Annotated in this window: 20 protein-coding genes; 12 read left to right on the plus strand and 8 right to left on the minus strand. The window is 61.4% G+C overall.

Annotated features, from left to right (window positions below; translation table 11 throughout):
* Positions 1 to 19 precede the first annotated feature (19 nt).
* Positions 20 to 1,582, minus strand: a complete 1,563-nt coding sequence (locus ACESUZ_RS00100) for a cation:proton antiporter domain-containing protein (RefSeq protein ID WP_373197910.1) — start codon at positions 1,580 to 1,582, stop codon at positions 20 to 22.
* A gap of 184 nt (positions 1,583 to 1,766) precedes the next feature.
* Here ACESUZ_RS00100 and ACESUZ_RS00105 point away from each other — a divergent pair, with 184 nt between their 5' ends.
* Together ACESUZ_RS00105 and ACESUZ_RS00110 are read left to right on the plus strand one after the other, a co-directional pair.
* Positions 1,767 to 5,513 carry a phosphoribosylformylglycinamidine synthase gene (locus tag ACESUZ_RS00105; RefSeq protein WP_373197912.1) on the plus strand — a complete coding sequence of 1,249 codons (3,747 nt, stop codon included), beginning with the start codon at positions 1,767 to 1,769 and terminating at the stop codon, positions 5,511 to 5,513.
* Between the two features lie 99 nt (positions 5,514 to 5,612).
* The gene (locus ACESUZ_RS00110) at positions 5,613 to 6,548 is read left to right on the plus strand and encodes a DMT family transporter (RefSeq protein ID WP_373197914.1); all 936 of its coding nucleotides are present in this window, start codon (positions 5,613 to 5,615) and stop codon (positions 6,546 to 6,548) included.
* 190 nt (positions 6,549 to 6,738) lie between these two features.
* On the opposite strand, the gene ACESUZ_RS00115 is transcribed toward ACESUZ_RS00110, so the two are convergent.
* From ACESUZ_RS00115 to ACESUZ_RS00130, 4 genes are all read right to left on the minus strand, one after another.
* The gene (locus ACESUZ_RS00115; RefSeq protein WP_373197916.1) at positions 6,739 to 7,767 is read right to left on the minus strand and encodes a GGDEF domain-containing protein; all 1,029 of its coding nucleotides are present in this window, start codon (positions 7,765 to 7,767) and stop codon (positions 6,739 to 6,741) included.
* Between the two features lie 303 nt (positions 7,768 to 8,070).
* A complete protein-coding gene (locus ACESUZ_RS00120) occupies positions 8,071 to 9,093 on the minus strand; it encodes a 2-keto-3-deoxygluconate permease (protein WP_373197918.1) in 1,023 nt (340 codons plus the stop codon).
* Between the two features lie 150 nt (positions 9,094 to 9,243).
* A complete protein-coding gene (locus ACESUZ_RS00125; protein WP_373197920.1) occupies positions 9,244 to 9,567 on the minus strand; it encodes an AzlD domain-containing protein in 324 nt (107 codons plus the stop codon).
* Entirely contained in the window at positions 9,557 to 10,249 is a 693-nt protein-coding gene (locus ACESUZ_RS00130) for an AzlC family ABC transporter permease (RefSeq protein WP_368239790.1), read from the minus strand. Before ACESUZ_RS00130 ends, ACESUZ_RS00125 begins: the two co-directional genes overlap by 11 nt.
* Before the next feature lie 126 nt (positions 10,250 to 10,375).
* Here ACESUZ_RS00130 and ACESUZ_RS00135 point away from each other — a divergent pair, with 126 nt between their 5' ends.
* Positions 10,376 to 11,188 (plus strand): HD domain-containing protein, encoded by an 813-nt coding sequence (locus tag ACESUZ_RS00135; protein WP_373197922.1) that lies wholly within the window; start codon positions 10,376 to 10,378, stop codon positions 11,186 to 11,188.
* On the opposite strand, the gene ACESUZ_RS00140 is transcribed toward ACESUZ_RS00135, so the two are convergent.
* From ACESUZ_RS00140 to ACESUZ_RS00150, 3 genes are read right to left on the minus strand one after another with little or no spacing between them, the layout of a single operon-like run.
* Positions 11,185 to 12,390, minus strand: coding sequence for an FAD-binding protein (locus ACESUZ_RS00140; RefSeq protein ID WP_346976850.1), 1,206 nt, complete (start codon positions 12,388 to 12,390; stop codon positions 11,185 to 11,187). The genes ACESUZ_RS00135 and ACESUZ_RS00140 overlap by 4 nt on opposite strands.
* Entirely contained in the window at positions 12,391 to 13,206 is an 816-nt protein-coding gene (locus ACESUZ_RS00145) for an electron transfer flavoprotein subunit beta/FixA family protein (protein WP_347478248.1), read from the minus strand.
* A gap of 2 nt (positions 13,207 to 13,208) precedes the next feature.
* Positions 13,209 to 14,810, minus strand: coding sequence for an FAD-binding oxidoreductase (locus tag ACESUZ_RS00150; RefSeq protein ID WP_373197924.1), 1,602 nt, complete (start codon positions 14,808 to 14,810; stop codon positions 13,209 to 13,211).
* Between the two features lie 345 nt (positions 14,811 to 15,155).
* On the opposite strand from ACESUZ_RS00150, the gene ACESUZ_RS00155 reads away from it, so the two are divergent.
* The 9 genes from ACESUZ_RS00155 to ACESUZ_RS00195 all read left to right on the plus strand — a co-directional run bounded on the left by ACESUZ_RS00155 (position 15,156) and on the right by ACESUZ_RS00195 (position 24,898).
* Positions 15,156 to 15,452: a hypothetical protein gene (locus tag ACESUZ_RS00155; protein ID WP_152068378.1), complete on the plus strand. Its 297-nt coding sequence runs from the start codon at positions 15,156 to 15,158 to the stop codon at positions 15,450 to 15,452.
* A complete protein-coding gene (locus ACESUZ_RS00160) occupies positions 15,449 to 15,958 on the plus strand; it encodes a hypothetical protein (RefSeq protein ID WP_342995603.1) in 510 nt (169 codons plus the stop codon). The genes ACESUZ_RS00155 and ACESUZ_RS00160 overlap by 4 nt, the downstream gene beginning before the upstream one ends.
* A gap of 90 nt (positions 15,959 to 16,048) precedes the next feature.
* Positions 16,049 to 16,642 carry a hypothetical protein gene (locus ACESUZ_RS00165; RefSeq protein ID WP_373197925.1) on the plus strand — a complete coding sequence of 198 codons (594 nt, stop codon included), beginning with the start codon at positions 16,049 to 16,051 and terminating at the stop codon, positions 16,640 to 16,642.
* Positions 16,626 to 16,907, plus strand: a complete 282-nt coding sequence (locus tag ACESUZ_RS00170; RefSeq protein ID WP_343001315.1) for a hypothetical protein — start codon at positions 16,626 to 16,628, stop codon at positions 16,905 to 16,907. The genes ACESUZ_RS00165 and ACESUZ_RS00170 overlap by 17 nt, the downstream gene beginning before the upstream one ends.
* Before the next feature lie 18 nt (positions 16,908 to 16,925).
* Positions 16,926 to 18,356 carry a hypothetical protein gene (locus tag ACESUZ_RS00175; RefSeq protein WP_373197926.1) on the plus strand — a complete coding sequence of 477 codons (1,431 nt, stop codon included), beginning with the start codon at positions 16,926 to 16,928 and terminating at the stop codon, positions 18,354 to 18,356.
* A gap of 49 nt (positions 18,357 to 18,405) precedes the next feature.
* Complete coding sequence (locus tag ACESUZ_RS00180; RefSeq protein ID WP_373197927.1) at positions 18,406 to 19,191, plus strand: DUF554 domain-containing protein; 786 nt, start codon at positions 18,406 to 18,408, stop codon at positions 19,189 to 19,191.
* Positions 19,192 to 19,279: 88 nt separating this feature from the next.
* Entirely contained in the window at positions 19,280 to 21,040 is a 1,761-nt protein-coding gene (locus ACESUZ_RS00185; protein ID WP_373197928.1) for a TerB N-terminal domain-containing protein, read from the plus strand.
* Positions 21,033 to 22,337, plus strand: coding sequence for an ATP-binding protein (locus ACESUZ_RS00190; RefSeq protein ID WP_161115338.1), 1,305 nt, complete (start codon positions 21,033 to 21,035; stop codon positions 22,335 to 22,337). Before ACESUZ_RS00185 ends, ACESUZ_RS00190 begins: the two co-directional genes overlap by 8 nt.
* A gap of 116 nt (positions 22,338 to 22,453) precedes the next feature.
* The gene (locus ACESUZ_RS00195; protein ID WP_373197929.1) at positions 22,454 to 24,898 is read left to right on the plus strand and encodes a DEAD/DEAH box helicase; all 2,445 of its coding nucleotides are present in this window, start codon (positions 22,454 to 22,456) and stop codon (positions 24,896 to 24,898) included.
* Positions 24,899 to 24,910 lie beyond the last annotated feature (12 nt).

Genomic DNA, 24,910 nt, shown 5'->3' on the forward strand with positions numbered 1-24,910 from the left:
CGTATCCCGACATTCCTTGCTACTTGCCGTCGTCGTCCTCGGCTTCTTCTCTTGCATAGAGCTCCAGCATGCGGCGGCGGTATTCGCGCACGGCGAGCTTGGCGCGCTCCAGGCGGCGACGCTCGCGCGGAGTCAGCTCGGACGGGTCGACCTCGTCTCCATAGGTCTTATCGGCAAGAAGATGTGCCGCATCCACGATGCGGGCATCGATGTGGCCGCTCGCCGCCTCGGCGGAAAGACGCTCGGCAATCGTATCGAGCGTAGGCAGGCCCTCGAATACGCGACCGTGACCATGCGAGGTCAGCAGCTCGTGCTCGCGTGCGAGCAGGCTCGCCAAATCGTGATGGGCACGCAGGATGTCGAACGCATCGGATGGATGCTCGGCAACCTCTGCCACGGCGGCGACCGGCGCGGCGTCGACCACGCGGTAGAAGAGCTGCGCGAGCAATGGCATCAAGAACACTGTGATGGCACCGGCGGCAACCATGACCGACGCAATATCTTGCGACAGCGCGCCCGCGTTGACGGCAACACTCGTCACGGCAACGATGATCGGCAGGGCCGTGGTGCAGTACAGGGCCACGGTAATGCGACCATACGCCGACACATCGCGCGTCGCAGGACAAATGCTCATAGAGATGAGAATGGGCACGGCGCGAATGATCAGCAACGCCACGATAAAGCCTGCGAGCAGCCCGGGGCGCGACGCCACGGCCGTCAGGTCGATCTTTGCGCCCGATACAGTAAAGAACACCGGAATCAAAAAGCCGTAGGCCAGGCCGTCGAGCTTGGTCTCGAGCGTATGGTTGCCCTCGGGGATGATGTAGCGCAAGACAAAGCCGGCGGCAAAAGAACCCAACACGATGTCGAGATCAAAGACGGCCGAGAACGCCACGAGTGTGACCAGGATGAGCACCGTCAGGCGCACGAAGGTCTGCGACGTGGTATCGGCGCGTTCCTCGACAAACGCAAAGAAGCGGCTGCCGACGCGCTTGGAGCGACTTGGGACCACGGCCAGCAACACGCAAACCACCGCAAACAAGCCAAGGATTACGAGCGTTTGGATGCCAGTGCGGGCAGACAGCAGCACCGACATGGCGAGCACAGGGCCGAGCTCGCCCCAAGTGCCATACGCGAGAATCGAGTCGCCCACACGCGTGCCAGTGAGCGAGCGCTCACGCATGATGGGCACGAGCGTGCCGAGCGCCGTCGAAGTGAGGGCAAGCGTCACGGCGATACCGTCGAAATGACTAACCGAGAACCACGGGGTAAAGCGCACGGCAAGCCAGGCGATACCAAACGTGACGACCCACGTCGCCAAGCCGTAGCGCCCCTCGACGCCCGTGATGCTCTTGGGGTCGATCTCAAAGCCGGCAAGCAGGAATAAGAAGGCCAGACCGAGCTCGGACACAAGCGAGACCTCGGCATCTACATGGATGACGCCGAGCATATGGGGTCCCAGCACCGCGCCGAGCACGAGCAAGAAGACCGTCTCGGGAACGGGTTTTCCAGGAATCGCCGAGGCGATGAAGGGGCTTGCAAAGGCCACGAGTGCGATGATGGCGAGCGAAACGAATGCCATGTGATGCCTTTCTCTTGATTGCGCATCACTGTAGCACCCTCGCCGTCCTCAACGCGCCACGAGCTGTCGTATCATAGTGAGGTTTACAAACATGTGGCTCAAGGCGACCGCGAGGCTTGCCCCGCAAACCGACCGCTGCCGCATACCGTACCGTACGCCCAACCGATCAGGAAGGCAGGAACCAATGGTCTCTCGTATCTACGTGGAGAAGAAACCCGGGTTCGACGTCGAGGCTCAGCAGCTCAAGGGCGAGCTGACCGAAATTCTCGGCATCAAGGGCATCGAGGCCCTGAGGATCATCAACCGCTACGACGTCGAGGGCATCGACGAGGAGCTTTTCCGCTCCTGCGTGCCGACCGTCTTTAGCGAGCCCCAGGTCGATGTGACCTACGACGAACTCCCCGCAAGCGATGGCGCCGTCTTTGCCGTCGAATTCCTGCCTGGCCAGTTTGACCAGCGCGCCGACTCCGCCAGCGAGTGCGTGCAGCTCATCAGCCAGGGCGAGCGCCCCGCCGTGCGCTCCGCCAAGGTCTATATGATCTCGGGCGCTCTGGACGAGGCCGCCATCGATGCCATCAAGCACTACGTGGTGAACCCCGTCGAGGCGCGCATCGCCTCGCTCGACCTGCCCGAGACGCTGTACATGGAGACCCCCGAGCCCCAGCCCGTCGAGGTGCTCGACGGCTTCCGCGAGCTCGACGAGGCCGGCCTTGCCGCCTTTATTTCCGAGCGCGGCCTTGCCATGGACGAGGCGGACATCGCCTTCTGCCAGCAGTACTTCCGCGATGAGGACCGCGACCCCACCATCACCGAAATCCGCGTGATCGACACCTATTGGTCCGACCACTGCCGCCACACCACCTTCGGCACCGTCCTGGATGACGTGACGATCGACGACGCCGTGGTGCAGCAGGCCTTCGACCGCTACATGGAGATGCGCCACGAACTCGGCCGCGACGCCAAGCCCGTCTGCCTCATGGACATGGGCACCATCGGCGCTAAGTACCTTAAGAAGACCGGCGTCATGACCGATGTCGACGAGTCCGAGGAGATCAACGCCTGCACCGTCAAGGTGAAGGTCGATGTCGACGGCGAGGACCAGGACTGGCTGTTCCTGTTTAAGAACGAGACCCACAACCACCCGACCGAGATCGAGCCCTTCGGCGGTGCCGCCACCTGCGTGGGCGGCGCCATCCGCGACCCGCTCTCGGGCCGCAGCTACGTGTACCAGGCCATGCGCGTCACCGGCGCCGGCGACCCCACCGTCCCGGTTTCCGAGACGCTCGAGGGCAAGCTGCCGCAGCGCAAGCTCGTGACCACTGCCGCCGCCGGCTACTCCAGCTACGGCAACCAGATCGGCCTTGCCACCGGCCAGGTCAACGAACTCTATCACCCCGGCTACGTGGCCAAGCGCATGGAGGTCGGCGCCGTCGTGGGCGCTACCCCGGCAAACCACGTGCGCCGCGAGTGCCCCGCCCCCACCGACAAGATCATCCAGCTGGGCGGCCGCACCGGCCGCGATGGCATCGGTGGCGCCACCGGCTCCTCCAAGACCCAGAACACCGAGTCCATCGAGACCTCGGGTGCCGAGGTCCAGAAGGGCAACGCCCCGGTCGAGCGCAAGCTGCAGCGCCTGTTCCGCCGCGGCGACGCCTGCCGCCTGATCAAGCGCTGCAACGACTTTGGCGCCGGCGGCGTCTCAGTCGCCGTGGGCGAGCTTGCCGACGGCCTGTACGTGGACCTGGACACCGTGACCAAGAAGTACGACGGCCTGGACGGCACCGAGCTCGCTATCTCCGAGTCCCAGGAGCGCATGGCTTGCGCCGTCGCCGACGGTGACGTCGATGAGTTCATGGGCTACGCCGCCGAGGAAAACCTGGAGGCGACCGTTATCGCCGAGGTTACCGCCGAGCCGCGCATGCGCATGGCATGGAACGGCGTCGCCATCGTCGATCTGTCCCGCGAGTTCCTCAACTCCAACGGTGCGCCCAAGCACCAGGTCGCCCACGTCTGTGCCCGCAGCGTGTGGCAGCCCAGCTGGGCCGGCACCACGCTCGCCGAGCGCATGACCTCGCTCGTCACCGACCTCAACGTCGCTTCCAACAAGGGCCTTTCCGAGCGCTTCGACTCCACCATCGGCGCCGCGACCGTGCTCATGCCCTTTGGCGGCAAGATGCAGCTTACCCCAAGCTCGGCCATGGTCGCCAAGTTCCCCGTGGACGGCGAGACCACCACGGCGAGTGCCATGGCATGGGGCTTCAACCCCTATCTGATGGAGGCCGACCAGTTTGCGGGCGCCTACCTGTCCGTGGTCGAGTCCATCGCCAAGCTCGTTGCCGCCGGCTTTGAGCACAAGCGCGCCTACCTCTCCTTCCAGGAGTACTTCGAGCGCCTGCGCACCGAGGCCGAGCGTTGGGGCAAGCCCATGGCTGCCGTCCTGGGTGCCCTCATGGCCCAGGTCGACCTGGGTGCCGGCGCCATCGGCGGCAAGGACTCCATGAGCGGTTCGTTTGAGGACGAGACCGGCGAGCTCAACGTTCCGCCGACCCTGATCAGCTTCGCCGTCGCCGTGGGCAAGGCCGCCCGCGCCGTCTCGCCCGAGTTCAAGGGCCTCACGCACCGAGTCGTCCGCATCGCCCCCGCCACCTATGGCGAGGACTACCGTCCCGACGCCCAGCAGCTGCTCGCCGCGTTTGACGCCGTCGAGGCGCTCACTGCTACCGGCGACGCCCTGGCCGTCTCCACGCCCGGCTACGGCTGCGGCGCCGAGAGCCTCTTTAAGATGTGCGTCGGCAACCAGATCGGTATCGAGCTTGCCGAGGATGTGGACGTGGAGAGCCTCTTCACCCCGCTCTACGGCAGCTTTATCGTCGAGCTCGCCGATGACGCCGAGCTGCCCGAGGTCGCCGACGGCGTTGTCGTCGAGCCCCTGGGCACCACCGTTGAGGGTTACGTCATCGATACTGGCTCCGAGGTCATCGAGCTCTCCAAGCTTCAGGAGGCCTGGGAGAGCGGCATCGAGAGTGTCTTTGCCTACCGCAGCGCCGACGAGACCCCCGAGGTCGAGACCATCGACTTCCGCGCCAAGGACATCCACGTGTACGCCGGCGCCAAGATCGCCCGCCCGCGCGTGGTTATCCCCGTGTTCCCCGGCAACAACTGCGAGTACGATAGCGCCCGTGCCTTCCGCGCCGCCGGTGCCGAGGCCGACACCTTCGTGATCAACAACCTCACGCCCGAGGCCGTCGCCGAGAGCACCCACGAGCTTGCCCGCCGCATCCGCGCAAGCCAGATCGTCATGATCCCCGGCGGCTTCTCGGGCGGCGACGAGCCCGACGGCTCCGCCAAGTTCATCACAGCGTTCTTCCGCGCTCCCGAGGTCACCGAGGCAGTCCGCGACCTGCTCAAGGCCCGCGATGGCCTGATGCTGGGCATCTGCAACGGCTTCCAGGCCCTGATCAAGCTCGGTCTGGTGCCCTACGGCGACATCGTCGACGCCACGCCCGATGCGCCCACGTTGACGTTCAACACCATCGGTCGCCACCAGAGCCGTCTGGTGCGCACCCGCATCTCGTCCAACTTGTCCCCGTGGCTGTCGCAGTGCAGCCTGGACGACCCCTACACCGTCGCCATCAGCCACGGCGAGGGCCGCTTTGTCGCCAACGATGAAGTGCTCGCCCAGCTGATCGCCAACGGCCAGGTCGCCACGCAGTACGTGGGCGAGAACGGTAAGCCCAGCATGGATCTCTCCGTCAACCCCAACGGCTCCGCACTCGCCATCGAGGGCATCACGAGCCCCGACGGCCGCGTCCTGGGCAAGATGGGCCATGCCGAGCGTCGCGGCGACAACCTGTACCGCAACGTGCCCGAGCATGTCCCCGGCGATAAGTTCATGCCGATCTTTGAGAGCGGCGTGGCCTACTTCGCTTAAACCTTTCCCATCGGGTACAATCCCTTCGGGTAACAACACCCGCCACCGACACATCCGGTGGCGGGTTCTTTTTTGCTTCGCGCATGCAGGAAGGACATCATGGAAAGCCGCAAGCCGCATCTCGCCACCCTGCCCGGACTCATCCTGGGCTGCCTCGTCTGCTGTGCACTCTGGGGATCGGCCTTTCCCTGTATCAAGATCGGTTACGCACTCTTTGGTATCCCGGCGCACGATAGCGCCTCGCAGCTGCTCTTTGCGGGCTTGCGCTTCACGCTTGCCGGCGCCCTGGTTATCGTTGGGATGAGTGCGGCCCAACGCCGCCCCCTCATTCCGCAGGCTCGCGACATCAAGCCCATCTTTGTCTTGTCGCTCTTCCAGACTATCGGGCAGTACTTCTTTTTCTATCTGGGCCTCTCGCGCGCCAGCGCCATGTCGAGCTCCATCATCGAGGCCAGCGCCAACTTCCTCGCAATCCTCTTTGCCGCCCTGGCGTTTCGCACCGAGAAGCTCAATACGGCCAAGGTGCTTGGCTGTGCGCTGGGCTTTGCCGGCGTCGCGCTCGTCAACCTTTCGGGCGCGGATGGCACCTTTGGCTTCAGGCTCGATGGCGAGGGCTTTATCCTAGCCTCCACCGTCGCGGGTGCCCTTTCGACCTGCCTGATTGGCATCTTCTCGCGCGAGCACGACGGCGTCTTGCTTGCCGGGTGGCAGTTCTTGGTCGGCGGCCTGGTCCTCACCGCCATCGGCTTTTTGATGGGTGGCGCGCTCTCCCCCACGGCGATTGCCCCCGCCATCGCGCTCATCATCTACATGGCGCTTATCTCCGCGGTCGCCTACTCGCTGTGGTCGCGCCTGCTTGCCGTCAACCCCGTCAGCCGCGTCTCGGTCTTTGGGTTTATGAACCCCGTCTTTGGTGTGCTGCTGAGCGCGCTGCTACTCGGCGAGGGCGCTGGCACGAGCCCCATTACCGTCATCGTTGCCCTGCTGTTGGTCTGCGGCGGCATCATCATCGTCAACAAACCCAAAAAAGCCTAGCGAGCTCACCTTTTTAGAGAGGGCGTTCGCACACTTTAGCTCAATGGAGCACACTGATTCTCGTTGATTTCGTACCGAGCCGCAGCGGCAGACGCTCGTCTTGCCGCACCGCGCCTGGGCGTTATGGCCGGTGGCCCCCGCAAACGCAAAAAGGGCGCACGACCATCGCAACGGTCGTGCGCCCTTTTTTCTAGCGTATCTGGGCGCCGGCTTTCTTTTTCTCGGCCTTGACGCGGTAGAGTTCCGCGTCGGCAGCGCGAAGCAAGTCTTGCCAGGTATCGACGCCATCACCAACCCGTGCGTAGCCGATGGACATCCGCAACAGATACGGAACCTCGGCGCGCGCGAGCTCGTCGTTAATCGCCGAACACAGGTCTATGATGTCCTGTTCCGCCGCTGCCTTTTGGAGCACCACGAACTCATCGCCACCATAACGCGCGATAAAGCCACCAGACGCCGAGCAGACATCCTTGAGCGCCGTCGCAACAACCTGAAGAGCATGGTCGCCCTCCACATGTCCATAGCGATCGTTAATCTGCTTAAAGCCGTCAGCGTCCATCATAAGCAGATATACATCTTCGGCCTGATCCACATTTGAAAAGAGCGACAGCATATAGGTCTCAAAACGGTTGCGGTTGTTGAGTCCAGTCAACGGGTCAGTCGAGATCAGTTGCTCCTGGCAGATGATATAGAGCAGCAACATGCTAATCATTATGCCGACACAAAGGCCAGGCACCGAGTATACGATCTGAAAGGTACCGCCCACCAGGGCCGGAATGGCGAAAAATGCCAGAGTTCGATAAATGGCCTTCTTTTGCAGGCTTTCAACCCGTAGGGAATGCACAAAAGCGTGTAAGGACGTATATATGATGTAGCAGTAGCTCACGATAGGCTGAATCATATAGGCGACGCCGCGGCGGTACACACCCTGAGCATCGACGTAGAACAAGGCGTGGGTCCAGTAACTGGTAAACGCCAGCACGACCACCAGAGCCGTGGGCAACGTCACGAGCGCCACCCTATAGCGCGCGGTCAAAAGGCGAGAGCCCTGCACCGTCTCGGAATAGATAAACCAAACGAGACACGCGATGGCAAAGAGTGAAAACGAAACCGCGTTGGAAATCCAGTTGGCAGCAATGCCCAACGTGCCGCTCGCACCGTCCGAAAGCGTCCAGATCATATCGAATAATATGTACGCGGCAGAGGTGTAGCCGAGCATGCTAAACAAGAGCTGCTGGGTACTCGAGAACAAGGAGCGACGACTTCGCGCGGCAAGCCCGATAAGAACAATCATGCATAGCAGGAATATCTCAATCTTGAGCGCCTTAACCACTAGACGCCATCCCTTCAATATCCAAGTGGCCAGAATCGCCCAATTCGAATCTGGGCAATAAACACCCCTTTACTCCGCAGGGGTAAAGGGAATCATAGCAAAGCGCCCGAACATCACTGCAAAACAGTTTCTGTTCGGGCGCTCGGACGGCGCGAATTGCACGCCGGAATCAATTATCGGTAACGGCCGTTACTCGCCATCGATGTCGGTCGCGACGGCCTCCTCGATGGCCTCGACACCGGCAGGCGACAGGTCCTCCTTGCCCTGGCAGAACTTCTTGTCGAACCAGCCGGTCAGAATCGGAGCCATGATTGCCGTGATGATAACGGCGGTGGCGATCTGGGCGTACGCAGTGGGCGCAAGCTCAGCGTAGCGCGGCGCGACCTCGGCAAGAGCAACCGGCGTGGTCATGGCCGTGCCGGCGATGGTGGAACAAGCCACGGCAGCCTTGCCGTTACCACCGCACAGGCGCTCGAACGCAAAGGTGATGGGACCGACGACAAACAGCGTGACAAGGCCCAGCAAGATGCCGGAAATACCGCCGGTGATAAAGCTCGACAGGCTCATGGACGCACCGAGCTGAAATCCGATGACGGCAATCGCGGGATTGGCACCGGGAACCAGCAGGTTCTTGATAAACGGGAACAGGTTGCCCAGAACCATGCCGATAACGAGCGGCAAAATGGAGCCGATGATGGTACCGACAGGGATGTTGGCAAGGCCGGAAACACCGAGGATGATCATGGTGACGGCAGGGCCGGCCGTAAAGAACAGGATACCGACGGCGCCCTGCTCGGACTCATTGCCGAACTCGCCCATGATGCCCGTATAAAGCGCCATGTTGCAAAACGTGATGCCGCCGATAATAGACACGGAGCTCAGGCCCAGGAAGTTGTCGTTAAAGAAATATGCCACACCCAAGCCAAGGGCGGCCGCAACAACAAGCTTGGGAATCAGCACGACGATGCCGGTCTTGATGGCGCCCGGCGTGGACTTAAAGCTGATGCCGGCGCCCACAAACAGCAGGATCGCGGCAACGATGGTATTGGAGCCACCGCGGCAGGCAGCCGTAAAGAAGCCGCCGATCTCAAAAACCTGCGGGCAGAAGGTGTTGAGTAAAAGACCGACGATCATCGGATAGATCATGATGTCGCCCGGGATGCGCGGGACCCTGAATTTCTTTTGCTCGTTGGCGGTTGCTTCCTGTGCCATGAAACCCCCATTTCCGCTGACGGGGTACAAAAGCCCACGTCACGCTTTGCTACAGTAAAGTTTGACCATGGTACCAGAAGAAATAGACCAGCTCGGTGAAAAATTCGACAAGTTGGGATGGAACGAGATTCGGCGCCCGCGACGCCACCCCTATATAAGGCTCAAGACGATATAGAGTACGATGCCCGAGACGCAGCACCACAGCATCGATTTTGTCTTGACCGCCACGACCGCGACGCCGGCGGCCGCAATCCAGGGAACCAAGGCAGGCCAGAGCCCCGCGTCGAACGCGCCGGGACTCACCAAGTCGTTGGCGACCAGCGCGGCAAAGGCAGCGGGCGGGATATAGCCCAGGGCCTCGGTAATGCGGGGCGACAGGGTCCGCCCGCGCAAGGCGAACGCCGGCGCGATGCGAAAGAACGCAATAGCAGCCCACGACGACAGCCACAGAACCAAGAACTCGTTAACGGGCATCGCGGGCACCTCTTCCGTCAAATACAGCATCGCACGCCAACGCAATGGCAATGCCGGCCACGACGCTTGCCGGCACGGCAATATTCGTGAGGCCCAAGAACTTGCATACGGCGACGGACACCGCGCCCGAAACCGCCGCGACAACGTTGCCGCGCGACAGCCGTTGCGAAAAGAGCAGGCAGATAAAGAGTGAGGTGCAGACAAAGGCTGCAATGGCGGTGGGAACATCGACAACGGCGCCGACGATGGCGCCCGTCGTACACGAAACGCCCCATGTTGCGATAAGGATCACGTTGAGCACGAAGGACTCACGCGGGCCCCAATCCTCCCCTTCAACCAACTTGGCAAGCGAGATGCCGTATGCCTCCTCGGTAAGTGTCGCGGCAACAGCCAGCGTCTGACGCTTCGAGGCACCCCTCAGATGCGGTGCGATCGATGCCGAGTAAAGCGCAAAGCGCGAGGAGATTGCGGCAACGCTCGCGACGATCGATGCTGCAGGCACACCCGCCAGCCACAGGTTGCAGATCATAAACTGCCCGCTGCCCGTCACAAACGTGCTGCTCAGGGCAAAGACCATCCAGGGCTCCATTCCCGTCTGCCCCATGATCATTCCGCACGGCGCACCTATTGCAACATAGGTAAGCATCACTGGCCAGACGGTTCTAACGATTTTGAGCACCATACGCTTCTCATCCTGACAAGGTCTCCGAACCGCATGTAGCGACACGGCAGAATCATCATCCGACAGCAACCGAGTTCACCTACAATTGCCACCGGATCGAAAGACACAACTTTTTAGGAAGTCATTATGACAGCTATCGATCGAGACCGGGCGCGCGCGGCCTTCAAAAGCTACACCGATGCCTACGACGCCACCAACCCACGCATCGCGCTTAAAATCGAGCATATGTACCACGTGGCCGAGGCATGCGATGCCGTAGCGCGCGAGCAGGGCTGGTCGTCAGAAGATATTGACCTGGCATGGCTTTGCGGCCTGCTACACGATATGGGCCGCTTTGAGCAGCTGCGACGCTGGGACACCTTTAAGGACGCCGAGAGCATGAGCCATGCGGCGCTGGGCATCGAGGCCCTCTTTGGCGAGAATCCCGCCGATGCACCCGCCGTAACGAGCATCCGCGACTTTATCGATGACCCGGCAGAAGATGAGCTCATCCGAGCGAGCATTGCCTATCACAGCGATTTCCGTCTACCCGCGCAGCTCGACGTGCGCACGCGAAGCTTCTGCGATATCGTGCGCGATGGTGACAAGATCGACATTATGCGCACCATCGCCGACAGCACCGTCGACACTATCCTCAAGGTGGACGAGAAGACGTTTCTCGGCAGCCGTTTCTCGTCGCCGACACTTGCCGCCTTTGACGAGCACCGCTGCGTCGCACGCGATGAGCGCGATGAGCCCGCCGACTTCTTGGTGGGGCTTATCTGCTTTATGTTTGAGCTCGTCTATCCGGCAAGCCGTGCGCTGGCGCGCGAACAGGGTGATATCCACCGCCTGCTCGACGCGCCCTTTGGCATTACACAGCCCTTTACCGACCCCGCCACGCAGGCAACCTGGAGCCGCCTAAAGGACGAGATGCGCGACTGGCTGGCGCGCGCCTAGCGCTCAAGCTGGGCCAGCAGCTCCTCGACGACCTCGACGGCGTCCCCAACAACCTTGTACTGGGCAGCGCCGAAAATGGGGGCATCCGGGTCCTCATTGATGGCGATAATGCACTCCGCCCCACCGATGCCGGCAAGATGCTGGATGGCGCCCGAAACACCGATACTCACGAGAAGCTTGGGCGAAACCGATACGCCGGTCTGGCCAATCTGATGGCGATACTCCAACCAGCCGGCCTCCACGACAGGTCGCGTGCAACCAAGCTCGGCTCCCAGAGCCTCGGCGAGCCTTCGCATCAGCGGCAGGTTTTTCTTGGAACCAATGCCGCGACCCACCACGACCAGGCGCTCGGCATCGGCGATCGAAGCCTGCCGCCCCCACTCCTCGGCGGGAATCGAGATCTCGACACGGGCCTTAGCATCATCCGCAAGCGATATCTGGGTGATCGTGCCAGAGCGGTTGTAGTCAAAGTCGGGCGCCTTAAAGATGCCGGGACGAACCGTTGCCATCTGGGGACGATGATTGGGGCAGACGATGGTGGCCATTAGGTTGCCGCCAAACGCCGGACGCGTCTGTTGCAGCAGTCCCGTCTCCGTATCCATCGAAAGTACGGTGCAGTCAGCCGTAAGGCCCGTCTGCAAGCGCACGGCAACGCCGGGTGCCAGTTCGCGGCCAAAGGCGGTCGCACCGTATAGGATGGCCTCGGGTTTGCATTCGGCTACCAAATCGCAGATCAAACGGGCGTAGACCTCCGCATCGTTTTGGCGCAGGCGCTCGTCGCGACAGGCCAGGACTTCGTCGGCGCCCGCGCAAACCAGATGCTCCAGGTCGCCGAGAGAACCCTCGGGACCCATACCGACCAGTGCCACCAGACGGCAGCCGCGCGCATCGGCAAGCTCGCGGCCCTTGCCCATAAGCTCATAGGCAACGGGAGTCACCGTATCGTGCTCGTCGGTCTGCACGAATACCCAAATGTCTCGATACGCATCGAGGTCAACCGCACCAGCGGCCTCGTCACGCTCGATCGAGATAGCGTTGACAGGGCAGGCATCGACGCACCCACCGCATAGGATGCAGCCGTCGGTTACGCGGGCGCATCGGCTGGGTCGCTCGCCTTCCACTACGATGCCGCCCGAGGCACAGGCGCGAACGCAGCGACCGCAGCCGATACAGGCCTCGCTATCGATAATCAGTCCGCTCATCTATGCCATCCCCTCGATAATCTTGGCAAGCTTTGCCGCCTGCTCGGACGCCGTCCCCTCAACGGTCTCGCACGTTTGGTCACGGTCGGGCACAAACGAGCGCACGACCTGTGTCGGCGACCCGGCAAGGCCGCAACGCGCGGGGTCGGCGTTCACGTCGGCGGCACTGACCACGCGCACGTCCGCCTCCTCCGCCGCGCGAATACCGGCAATACTCGGCATACGCAACTGGCCAATCTCCTTGGCAGTCGTCATCGCGCACGGCATCTCCAGATAGACCGTCTCCTCGCCGGCATCGCAACCGTGAACGAGCGCCAGCGAACCACACGTCGTAAAGCCCGCGCTCTGCACACAGCTCACGTCGGTCACGCAGGGGATCTCAAAGGCGCCGGCAAGCTCGGGACCAATCTGGGCCGTATCGCCATCCACTGCCATCTTGCCGCAGATGAGCAGGTCGAAGTCCTCGTCGAGCGCCTCGATGCCGCACTTGAGGGCGTAGGTGGTCGCCAGGGTATCGGCACCTGCAAAGGCGCGATCGGTCAGCAGCAGCGCGTCGTCGGCACCGCGGGCGATGCAGTCGCGCAGCAGCGACTCGGTCGCGGGGATGCCCATCGACACCACCGTTACGCGCACGTCCATGCCAAAGCCGATAAAGTCGTCTTTCAGCGCCAGCGCGCATTCCAAAGCGCTCGCATCAAAGGGATTAATGACCGCCTGCTTGCCATCGCGCACGATGGTATTGGTCTTGGGGTCCATCTTGACCTCGGTGCTGCCCGGCACGGCCTTGACGCACACCACCATATGGAAATCGCTCATCTTCACGCGCCCCCTTTCTGGACAAGCTCATCCAAGAGCTTCTCCGAAAACAGGTTGCCGCGACCCAGCTGCCCGTCGGGATCGAGCTGGAGCTTGAGCCGCGCCGACTCGACCATGGCCTCGTGACCGTACATCGTCTCTAAGAAGCCCGCCTTGATCTTGCCGACGCCGTGCTCGGCAGAAACGGCACCGCCCATAGCCGTTACCTCCGCAGCCCACTGGGCAAACAGCTCGCCACCGCGACGGTAGTCCTGCGCATCGCGCGGCAGGATGTTCACATGCAGATGGTTGTTACCGATGTGCCCCCAGGCAGCAGATTCAAGCCCGCTTTCGGCCAGTGCGCGGCGATAGAGGACCACGACATCGGCAAGGCGTGCATTGGGCACCGACATGTCCGAACCCAGTTTGGTGATGGTGGGATCCGTGCGGCGACGCTCGTCGATAAGCATATTGACGCTCTCGGGGACCGCATGGCGGAAGAACCGCTGGCACTCGCGATCAACCTCGGTGCGCGCGACCCATGTCGCATCGTCGCGGCCACCCGCAAACTCGAGCACCCATCCCAGGTGGTACAGTTCCTCGGTCGCCTGGGCCTCGTCATCGCAGTCGAGCTCCACGTACACACAGACCTTGGCCTCTTTGTCGAGCGCCGGCAGCGAGGCAAACGCCGTCGACTGCTCGCGCTGGCGACGTAGAATATCCAGGGCGCCAGCGTCGAAGTACTCGATGGCAGCCGCATGGGACAGGACGGGACGCACGGAATCGGTAAAGGACACGGCCTTGTCTTCGCTATCGAAAAAGCAGCTCACACCCCAAACGACCGCAGGCGCCGCCTGCAGGGCAATCTCGAGCTCGGTGATAACGCCGAGCGTGCCGCAAGCACCGATAAAGAGGTCGATGGCGTCCATTTCGTCCGCAACGAAATAGCCTGAGGCATTTTTTGTCTTGGGCATGGTATAGCCGGGAAGATCGAGCTCGAGCGTACGGCCCACTGCCGTCACGAGCGACAGGTGGCGGCCCTGGGCAAAAGCCTCGCCGCGCTGAAGCTCAAGCAAATCGCCATCAGCCAGCGCGACGTGGAGTCCCGTGATATGTGGGCGCATGGGACCGTAGGCGTAGCTGCGGGCACCAGAGGCGTTACATGCCGCCATGCCGCCCAGACAGGCAGATGCCTCGGTGGGATCGGTGGGAAAGAACTGCTCGGGGGCCTCTTGGAACTCCTCGTAGGCCTCAAGCGATGCCTGGTCCCAACCAGCAGTCGGCAGCACCTTCTTGCTCAGCTGCTTGCGCAGCTCCGAGAGCACAACGCCCGGCTCCACGCGCAGCAGAAATTGGCCTTGTTCATCGCGGCGAAGGCCCAAGTAGCGATTCATACGGGAAGTATTGAGGATATGCCCGCCGTGGGGCACGGCACCGGCGGCAAGGCCGGTTCGGGCGCCCTGAACCGTTACCGGGACACGCTCGGCATGGAGCTTTTCCAAAATGGCACGGAGCTCGTCTTCCGTTGTCGGAAACGAGATACTCGAGGCCTCGCCCGATGCGCGAGACTCATCGCGACCATACTCTTCGAACTCGTCGGTGAAGGGTTTGATGGTTGCAGACACGCGAACTCCCCCTTTAGCTAACTACAGTGTTTGCAGGGAGATGTTACCGCATCGTTTCGTCGACGTGTTCGAGACCGTCTCCATAATTGGCGATTTTTACGTTCGTGCAATTCGGCGAGCGGCTTGATTTCCTCGGCAGACGATGCTTTTGACACTTATGGCCCCGCCGTCGCCGACCGCGCGATTGCCGCTCGAAAAAAGTTGGAGTATTTTTTGCCGCCTTCTACCTGCGGAGACGCCAATCCGTCAAGCATTTGGTCAGAAATTGGTCAAGTAGCGGCTGATACGGTCGGCGTCGACAGCCAAAACCGATAGAAGTTTTGGCCCAGAAGCAGGGAGGTTCCCATGGCATATTACTGGCCCCAGTACGGCATCGCCATCGAAGTCGACGACGATCCCCATCTCCTACCTTTCGACGAAGAGGCATTCCCCGATACGACGGTCTACCACGTTACCACCGATGTGATCTGCGACCCCGAGTCGTTCTCGGCGCTCGCCCACCACATCGCGCATATCCACGACATCGAGCTCCCTCCCGACTTCGACGAGCTCGTCTACTCGCGCCGTCTGATGCTTCACATGCTCTTTGGAGCGGACCCGTCCACCTTTGCGCGCGTCTATACCACCAAGGATGCCGCATGAGCGCGAAGAGGCCACCCCACTTTGTAGGCCTGGGTCGTCGCAAGAAGCTCATCGTTGCCTGTTTGGCCATCGTCTGCGCCCTTGTCGCCGTAGGACTATACGCTTGGCAGTCGCAGCCCGTACCCGAGGCGGGCGCTTCGGTTACGACGGCCGAGGGCAAAACGCGTCAGGAAATCCAAGATGAGCTCGACGCTATCGTCCGCGACAACATGATGACGATTTCGGTCGCGCCGGTCGCTCAGCTGCAGGAGGACGGCAAGCTGCGCGTCAACGTGCAAAACGTCCAAGACAATAAATTTCCCCAGCGATTCCGCGTCATCCAAAACGACGAGACCATGTACGAATCCGGTGTGGTCGAGACCGGCAAGACAATCGAGACGTGCCCCGCTGGCGACATCAAAGAAGGCGAGGCGTACATCGAGATCCAGGCACTCGATGCCAAGACCCTCGACAGCCACGGCAATCCGACACGTGTCAAGGTGCGGGTTGAGCAAGCCGAGAACTAGCTTTTCCGGCCGACGCGGCACCGCACGCAATTCACCAGCATTCGTCCAATCATCGCGGGGACGGCCCGCGGCGAATAGAAAGGAACGACCATGGACATCACCAGGAACATGAACGGAGCCAGAGCGCTCGTCGTGGGCGCAGGGCTCGCGCTCGCAATGGGCGCTGCCCCGACGCCAGCTATGGCGGCCGGGCGCGTTGGAACCACGAAAGTAATGGTCAGGACCGAGATCGACAACGTTGAGTTCAAAGTTCCGACGGTTATTCCCTTCGTCGCCAAGGCCGACGGCACGCTTCAGGGCCCCTCAGAAGACGCGACCACCATCGACAATCATTCGGCCTACGGCATCCATGTCACCAACATGAAGATCGACGCCATGAACACCTGGACCATTGCCGCCGACGCCAAGGCCGGAACCGCGCAGAACTCCATCGACTTTAAGGTCGGCCCCGACGGCGCGCTCCAGAACGCCAGCGCCGCAATGCAGGGGACGGGCCTCGATCTTTCCAAGAATGCAGCCTTCGACATGGGCTACCAGGGCATTGCCGGCGGCACGGACAAAATCAAGCTCAAGACAAGCGGAAACGTCGCCCGCGTCACGCGCGACATCTTCCACGTAACCGGCGAAGGCGATCAGGTTGCAACGATCACCTGGACGGTCGAGCCCGGTGCGCACACGGCATAAGGCCGTCGCCCTGGCCGCCGCCATCGGCATCTTGGCGTTTGGGCCAGCCATGGCCTTTGCCCAGCAAGAACAGGCGCAGGCCGCCACACAAGTGACGGTCGACCTCTCGGAGCTCGACCGCCGCGACCGCGAGGAACCGTTGGCGCAGACAGGCGACAGACGATGGCTCTTGGCAGCAGGCGCCACAGCAGCAGGCGCGGGAACCGCCGGCCTCGGTCTACACATCAAACGCAGCCAGAAACAAAACACGGACAGGCCGCACTAAATTAGCTAAGGAGACCCCATGGCATCGAAGAACCTTTTGCCCGTCGTCGCACTTTGCGGCGCGCTCGCAACCGGAACGCCTGTCGCCGCTTGGGCGACTCCCGTCATGGCAGACTCCTTACCAGCAGCCCTAAGTTCCGCCCCAAATCCGTCGAGTACCATTGCGTGCAAGCGTTTTTCGATCGCACAGGCTGCAATCTCAACCTCGGGATGCCTTCGTCGTAATACGGACGGTTCGATAGTCGTGGATATCAATCGTTCGAACAAGGCAAACGGCTCCCAGGCGGGGTACGCCGTCTGCACGTGGCGCTCGGTTGTGCTCGACGCAGATGGCGATCCATGCAATTTAGAGCTGCGCATCGACATCGCTTCGATCGATGACTCGGCGAACGGAGCGAAGGTCGCCTTCGACGGTACGTTTTTTGAGAAAGGAGGCGGTATATGTCTGGGCTGCGCCGCCGCGAATGCAGACGACACGCAGCCCACCCTCTCATTCACGGCATCGTTGCGGCTGACCAAAGCCGACACCGATGCCATCGCGGCGGGAGAAGCGTCCCTGCTGTTCTACGCCGTCAGCACCAAAGACACAGACGCTCATTTCGAGAAGCCAGCCGGATCACTCAGCCTTACACGAGGGATAGAGGCAGGCCCTATTGAAATCGATGTCCACGCGCAAAGCAGGCAACGCATTCTTGCCGACCCGGCGCTTCTCGAAATGGAGTGGAGCGGATCCGGAGCCATCGGAATTCTCCCCTCCGCGCTTGACGCCAAGACGCTCCCCTCAAACGACGAACCCATCAACGCAACCATACAAGAAGAGAGCGCGGACAAAGAAGCAGGTGCGGGCGACACGCCGTCGCCGACAAACAGCGTCCCAGCTTCTTTCGAAGCATCGAATGAGCCCGCTGCCGTTCCAAACGACCCCGAGCTCGCGGACAGTCTGGGGCTTGCTGATCCTCAAGAAATTGATGAGGGTAACTGCTGCGTGCTTGCCGCGCTCGACCACACAGAGGTCATCGACGCTGCGAACATCGAAGTTGCCGCCGCCAATCAGCCCGTCCGCAAGTCGGCCATCATCGCATTTCCCGAATCCATCGAAGTCGTCTTTTTGCCATCGGGCGAGGTCGTGGCCCCAACACTGCTCACCTTGTTGGGCGCCAAGAATACTCGAAACGAAATTAAAAAGGTCACGGTTGTCGAACCTGCAACCACCGCCAAGCTGCGTCTATACGCCGTTGCCCCAGACGGAGGCAAGACCTTGGAATTCGATGGCGACACACTCCTCGCCTGGCGACGTCTGGACATTATGCAAGACGTCTCGTATCAGATCGAACTCGTAGGGTTTGATCGTGCCCGCGGTGCCAATATCATCGCCGCGGCTATTGAATCCCCACAGCGGCTTATGACGCTGCGCTTTGACTACTATCCCTATGTCCCGACAACCACCTGAGGCTTAAATGCCGCGCATCATTCCTAATACCACTTATATAACGTATTAGATGAGTCGCGATGTACCTCGCATTTCGTTCTGCTACGATTGCCACGTTGGCATCAATACAGGAGGGCTCATGCCGGGCTTGGGAACAATCATCAACGTTGTGCTTTTAGTTGCGGGCGGTCTTTTGGGATTAGCGGGCGGCCGCTTCATTACACCGCGCATTCAAGACACGCTCATGAAAGCATCGGGGCTGTGCGTCCTGTTTATCGGCCTGGGCGGCACCATGCAAAAGATGCTCCTTATCGATGGGGAGGCGCTGGCGACCACCGGTACCACCATGCTCATTGTCTCGTTCGCCCTCGGCTCGCTCATCGGCGAGGCCGTCAACTTGGAAGCCGCCATCGAGAACCTTGGCGAATGGCTCAAGCGCAAGACTGGCAGTGAGGGCGATAACGAGTTCACCAACGCTTTTGTCTCGACTTCACTCACCGTGTGTATCGGCGCCATGGCCATTGTGGGATCGATCCAGGACGGCCTGCTCGGCGACTGGTCAACGCTTGCCCTCAAGGGCGCACTGGACTGCATCATCGTCTGCACCATGACGGCCTCGCTCGGACGCGGCTGCATCTTCTCGGCCCTGCCCGTCGCCGTGTTCCAGGGGACGATCACGTTGTTTGCCGGCGCGCTCTCCCCCATCATGACCACAGCAGCCCTCAACAGCCTTTCGCTCGTAGGCTCCATGCTTATCTTCTGCGTCGGCGTCAACCTCATCCGTCCTCAGACCTTCCGCACGGCCAATATGCTCCCCTCCGTCGTCATCGCCGTCATCTACGCCCTCCTGTTCTAAATCTATCTACGCAGCAGTATCTCGAACACCTGTTTGATGCTGTGCTATGATATGAGGTCACCGAAGCTGCGTTAGGAGAGGAGAGACGGTGGCCGACCAGGACATTAAGATGCTCATCGAGCGCATTATGGCCGAGGCCCGGACCCATCAGTCCGCCCGCTTCTCAAGCGAAGTCTATGCTGACGAGCCGATTCTCAAAACCGGTCGTCAGATGCAGAATTTCCTTCCCGACCAGTACCGCAAGATGCGCGAGATATCGCGCTGGCAGGATGACCCCAAAGGCGGCGCGGGTCGCTGGCTTTCGGAAGCCGAGCTTTTCTACCGCCAGGGCCTGCTGATGGCCGACTTTGAGGACGACTGTCCCTACAACGGCACCTTTAAGTCGTACTTTCCCACCTACAACGCCATGAGCGACCGGCAGTTGCGCGGCTACTTTACCTGGCGTGCCCAAGTGCGCCGCGGAACCGTCGAGGAAACGTCTACGTCCTTTGCCTTTCTGTATCTCTATGAGCTGATCTGCGGCATTGGCGTAGATGATCCGCTCGAAGGTTTTAACAAGATCAAGGCCTTTTGGGATGTCTATCGCGCCTTCGAGCCCGGCATCGACCGGTTTGCGCGCGTGTGGCTGCAGGATTACGCCGTGTTCCACGGGCTCGACCCCAAGCTGCTTCGTGACTCTAAAACCGTCATGTTCGATAACGCCCTTATCGAGCTGCGACGCGCGGCACGAGACCTTGTACCAGCACCGGCACCGTCCGGCCAGACCCCTAAGCGTCGCAAAACCTCCGAGCCCACGCTCCCCCTTCCGCCCGATGAGGTGCGCGAGGAGCGACTCATGGCCGCCATCAACGCCCTCTCCACGTACAACCTAAATAACTCGCGGCTCGATCGCAGCCACCATCGCGATCTGCGCCACGTAGCATGCGCCGTGTATGTCCGCATGGCGCGCTACTATGACACGCACCGAAAGACCGGCATCGTGGCGAGTTTATTTGGGGAGGAGACGGCCATGCCCTACACCATGTTTGCCTCGGCCGTATTCTTTGCGCCCGAGCGCCACGAGGACTGCGAATATCGCCTGGACCCCATTCACATCTACCGCTGCCAAAACGGCTTTTGGGAATGCATGCGAATTCACGGCAGCAGGCAAAAAAGCAGCAAGCTTGGTGAGATGATGCGCGCCTGCGACCAACGCCTACGCCTGGCCCTAGACCCCACCCACCCCCTGAAGGAGGAGAAGGTCCCCAAATATCTGGCCAAGATCGTCGATGACGAGATCATGGCATGGCTTTCGTGGGACGCCGCACACCAGCCCATCAAGATCGATATCGATTTGAGCCAGCTGGGGCACATTCGGAGCGCCGCCGCGCAAACGCGCGAAGCGCTTTTGATCGATGAGGAACGCGAGGACGACGCATCCGCAGAAGCCGAGGCAGCGGACTCAGGGCAACCGGAAGCCGAGCCCGTAACCGACGCGATTGTCGAACCGGTCGTGGCACCCATTCGGCAGGACTTGACCGACGAGCCGACCATATCCACCGAACAGTTTGGTGTCGTGGCACCGCTTCTCGCGCCGACGCCCGCGTTCGCAGCTGCTGCGCCCGCTGACGCCACAAACGAACTCGCGCCCGCCGCAGATGCCTTCCTTCGCGCACTGCTCGAGCAAAACGCAGTACAGGCGGAATCGGCGGTAGTGCAATCGGGGCAGAGCGAGGACATGCTCGTCGATACCATCAACGAGGCGCTCTTTGACCTAGTGGGCGACACCGTAATTGAATTTAGCGCGGCAGGGCCGCAGATTATTGAGGACTACGAAGCAGACGTGAGAGGATACCTAGACCATGAGTGATACCGCATCCGCAGCACCCCGCGTGCCCAAGCGCGTCGCTGCCGTCATTCTCAACTCGCTCAAGGGCGGCGTGGTCCCGCGCATCGGCCTTCCCTACATTACCGTAGGGCGCGAGGTCGAGATCCGCGCCCTGCTCACCGATCTGAGTCTCATCGCCGACGGTGGTGCGAGCTTCCGCTTTCTGGTCGGTCGTTACGGCGCCGGCAAGAGCTTTTTGCTCCAGACCATCCGCACGCACGCCATGGGTGAGGGATTCGTCGTCGCCGATGCAGACTTATCCCCCGAGCGCCGTCTGCAGGGCGGGCAGGGGCAGGGCCTTGCCACCTACCGCGAGCTCATACGCAATATATCGACCAAGACGCGCCCCGAGGGCGGTGCGCTCAACCTTATTCTTGATCGCTGGGTCGCCTCGTACGCCGACGTCGACGAGTCGGTCGTCAATGCCCAACTGGCCCCGCTCGAGGAAATGGTCCACGGCTTCGACTTCACCCGCATGCTCCGCCGCTATCGCACGGCCGTATCCGAGGGCGACGAAGAAGCCATGAGCCGCGTGACCAAATGGATCCGCGGCGAATACCGTACCAAGAGCGAGGCTCGCGCCGAGCTGGGCTCCTCGACCATCATCAGCGATGACGACTGGTACGACTACGTTAAGCTCATCGCGCGTTTTTTGGTCTGCAGCGGCTACAAGGGTATGTTGGTGCTCATCGACGAGCTCGTGAATCTGTATAAGATTCCCAACGCGATCACGCGCCAGTACAACTACGAGAAGATCCTGACCATGTACAACGACACACTCCAGGGCAAGGCGCAGTACCTGGGCATGATCATGGGCGGCACGCCAACCTCCATCGAAGACCGCCGCCGCGGCGTGTTCTCCTACGAGGCCCTGCGCAGCCGACTCGCTCAAGGCCGCTTTGCACGCGAGGACCTTAAGGACATGCTCGCGCCCATCATCCGTCTGCAGCCACTCACCTACGAGGAGCTGCTGGTGCTGATCGAAAAACTCATGCAAATTCACGCCGGCTACTTTGGCTGGACGCCCACGCTTACCGAGAACGACTTGGTGGACTTCCTCAAGATCGAGTTCGGTCGTGTGGGAGCCGACACACATCTGACGCCGCGTGAAGTCATTCGCGACTTTATCGAGCTGCTCGACATCCTATGCCAAAACCCCGACGCCAACGTAGCCGAGCTGCTGCAAAGCGTCGGCGGCGACGCGCTGGTGCCGGCAGCAGCAACAGGCGACACCGGCACCGCAGGCGGCGACCGTAACTTCGCCGAATTCACCATCTAACCTGCCAAAAAGGGACAGGTTTATTTTGGTAGGTTTTATCTGGGCAAACGTCGAGACAGTAATGTAGCGAGCCACTGCCCACCGCGTTGAGAGTTCCGCTTTTGAAAGGAGGCCCCGTGAACGCCTTTGACCGCTACGCCCCGTTTATCCAAGACTTCATCTACTCCCACGATTGGGAAAGCCTGCGCTCCATTCAGGTTGCGGCAGCAGATGCCATCTTTAACACGCAAGACAATGTGCTCCTAACGGCATCCACGGCTTCCGGCAAAACCGAGGCAGCCTTCTTTCCCATCCTGACCGAGTTTTGGGAGAACCCGCCCGCGAGCGTGGGCGCCCTCTACATCGGCCCCCTCAAAGCGCTCATCAATGATCAGTTCGTCCGTCTCAACGACCTCTGCGAAGAGGCCGATATCCCCGTCTGGCACTGGCACGGCGATGTCTCGCAGTCGCACAAGGCTAAGCTCATCAAAAAGCCGAGCGGTATCCTACAGATTACGCCCGAATCACTCGAGGCACTCCTGATCCACAAGCACATGGCGATCCCGCGCATGTTTTGCGACCTGCGCTACGTGGTCATCGATGAGGTCCACTCGCTCATGCGCGGCGACCGTGGCGGGCAAACGCTCTGCCTTATCGAGCGACTCTCGCGCATGGCCGGCGTGCAGCCTCGCCGCATTGGCCTTTCGGCTACCATCGGTGACCCCGAGCGCACGGGCGCTTTTCTCTCACAGGGAACGGGACGCGACTGCGTTATCCCCCGCTTTGAAGAACCACGCCGCGTGTGGCGTATCTCCATGGAGCACTTCTACAACTCGGGCCCCCAGGCGCAGCAGCGGGGATTCATAGGCACAGGCCCTCAAGAGGCCGAAGTACTCGCGTGCGAGCGCATCGAGGCGGCGGCATCTGCGGCGCTGCCCGCCGGCGCCCAAGACATGCGCCACAGCGGACAGCTCACACAGGAGGAGCGCCGTCGACGTCGTGAGCGGGCACGGGGCAAGGCCGCTCCCAAGGACCGCCAAACTTCCTCAGCCCCCGAGGGCGAAGTCGACATCCCCCAAGCACCCGAACAGGCATTACTCAACCCCACCGACACAGCACCAGACAACGCCGACCCCGGCATGGGCTATATCTTCGAACACACCCGCGGCCGCAAATGCCTGGTCTTTGCTAACTCGCGCGAGGAGGCAGAGGCCGTGTGCTCCATGCTGCGCAGCTACTGCGAGAGCCGGCACGAGCCCGACCGCTTCCTTATCCATCATGGCAACCTCTCGGCATCGCTACGCGAGACGGCCGAGGAACTCATGCGCAATGAGGAGCAGGCGCAGACAACCGTCACCACCTCTACGCTGGAACTCGGTATTGATATCGGCCGCTTGGAGCGTGCGTTTCAGATCGACGCGCCGTTTACCGTCAGCTCCTTTTTGCAGCGTATGGGCCGCACGGGACGCCGCGATCTTCCGCCCGAGATGTGGTTCGTCATGCGCGAGGAGGAGCCCGAGCCGCGCACGATGATGCCCGAGACCATTCCGTGGAAGCTCCTGCAGGGTATCGCGCTCGTACAACTCTATCGCGAGGAAAAGTGGGTCGAGCCGCCCGAGCTCGATCGACTCCCCTACAGCCTGCTCTATCACCAGACTATGTCGACCCTCGCCAGCACCGGCGAGCTCACGCCGGCCGAACTAGCCCAGCGCGTGCTCACGCTCAGTTATTTCCACCGTGTCTCGGCAGACGATTACCATGTGCTGCTACGTCACCTCATTAAGATCGACCATATCCAGGTCACCGAAGATGGCGGGCTCATCGTGGGTCTCGCGGGCGAGCGCATCATCAACAACTTTAAGTTCTACGCTGTGTTCCAGGAAAACGAGGAGTTCACCGTTCGCAGCGAATCGGCCGAGCTGGGCACGATTGTTAATCCGCCCCCGCCCGGTGAGCGCATCGCCATCGCCGGACACTGCTGGATTGTCGAGGAAGTGGACTGGAAGCGTCACACTGTCTTTGCCACGCAGGTCAAGGGCCGGGTACCGGCCTACTTTGGCGACTGCCCCGGCGACATCAATACACACGTACTCGAGCGCATGCGCAAGGCGCTCAACGAGCACGCGACATATCCGTACCTCATGGGTAACGCACGGGCCCGCTTAGCGCAGGCTCGTCATACGGCCAAGCTTTCGGGCGCGGGAACTAAGCCGCTCATCAACCTGGGTGGCGACACCTGGGTGCTCTTCCCCTGGCTGGGCAGCTACGCCTTTTTGGCGCTCGAGCGCATGCTCAAGATTAAGTGTGCCGCTGAACTGGGCCTTCGCGGACTCGACCCGTCACGTCCGTACTTTATGCAGTTTAAGATGAAGGCCGACGAGGAGACGTTCTTTGAGGTGCTCGCCGCCGAGGCCGAGAAGGACTTCGATCCCATCGAGCTCGTCTATCCCGGCGAGGTGCCTTACTTTGACCGCTACGACGAGTTTGTTCCCGAAGAGCTCGTGCGCAAAGGCTTTGCCGAAGGCGTGCTCGACATCGAGGGTATGAAGCAGCGCGTCCTCAGCTGGCGCGACCACGCCTAAGACCAGTCTTTT

This window comes from Collinsella aerofaciens ATCC 25986, assembly GCF_964239575.1.
Classification (GTDB): domain Bacteria; phylum Actinomycetota; class Coriobacteriia; order Coriobacteriales; family Coriobacteriaceae; genus Collinsella; species Collinsella aerofaciens_BQ.

Bases quoted from the DNA above. Each gene is read 5' to 3' on its own strand.
- ACESUZ_RS00100 (WP_373197910.1), bottom strand. From the start codon at position 1,582: ATGGCATTCGTTTCGCTCGCCATCATCGCACTCGTGGCCTTTGCAAGC.
- ACESUZ_RS00105 (WP_373197912.1), top strand. From the start codon at position 1,767: ATGGTCTCTCGTATCTACGTGGAGAAGAAACCCGGGTTCGACGTCGAG.
- ACESUZ_RS00110 (WP_373197914.1), top strand. From the start codon at position 5,613: ATGGAAAGCCGCAAGCCGCATCTCGCCACCCTGCCCGGACTCATCCTG.
- ACESUZ_RS00115 (WP_373197916.1), bottom strand. From the start codon at position 7,767: ATGCTCGGCTACACCTCTGCCGCGTACATATTATTCGATATGATCTGG.
- ACESUZ_RS00120 (WP_373197918.1), bottom strand. From the start codon at position 9,093: ATGGCACAGGAAGCAACCGCCAACGAGCAAAAGAAATTCAGGGTCCCG.
- ACESUZ_RS00125 (WP_373197920.1), bottom strand. From the start codon at position 9,567: ATGCCCGTTAACGAGTTCTTGGTTCTGTGGCTGTCGTCGTGGGCTGCT.
- ACESUZ_RS00130 (WP_368239790.1), bottom strand. From the start codon at position 10,249: ATGGTGCTCAAAATCGTTAGAACCGTCTGGCCAGTGATGCTTACCTAT.
- ACESUZ_RS00135 (WP_373197922.1), top strand. From the start codon at position 10,376: ATGACAGCTATCGATCGAGACCGGGCGCGCGCGGCCTTCAAAAGCTAC.
- ACESUZ_RS00140 (WP_346976850.1), bottom strand. From the start codon at position 12,390: ATGAGCGGACTGATTATCGATAGCGAGGCCTGTATCGGCTGCGGTCGC.
- ACESUZ_RS00145 (WP_347478248.1), bottom strand. From the start codon at position 13,206: ATGAGCGATTTCCATATGGTGGTGTGCGTCAAGGCCGTGCCGGGCAGC.
- ACESUZ_RS00155 (WP_152068378.1), top strand. From the start codon at position 15,156: ATGGCATATTACTGGCCCCAGTACGGCATCGCCATCGAAGTCGACGAC.
- ACESUZ_RS00160 (WP_342995603.1), top strand. From the start codon at position 15,449: ATGAGCGCGAAGAGGCCACCCCACTTTGTAGGCCTGGGTCGTCGCAAG.
- ACESUZ_RS00165 (WP_373197925.1), top strand. From the start codon at position 16,049: ATGGACATCACCAGGAACATGAACGGAGCCAGAGCGCTCGTCGTGGGC.
- ACESUZ_RS00175 (WP_373197926.1), top strand. From the start codon at position 16,926: ATGGCATCGAAGAACCTTTTGCCCGTCGTCGCACTTTGCGGCGCGCTC.
- ACESUZ_RS00180 (WP_373197927.1), top strand. From the start codon at position 18,406: ATGAGTCGCGATGTACCTCGCATTTCGTTCTGCTACGATTGCCACGTT.
- ACESUZ_RS00190 (WP_161115338.1), top strand. From the start codon at position 21,033: ATGAGTGATACCGCATCCGCAGCACCCCGCGTGCCCAAGCGCGTCGCT.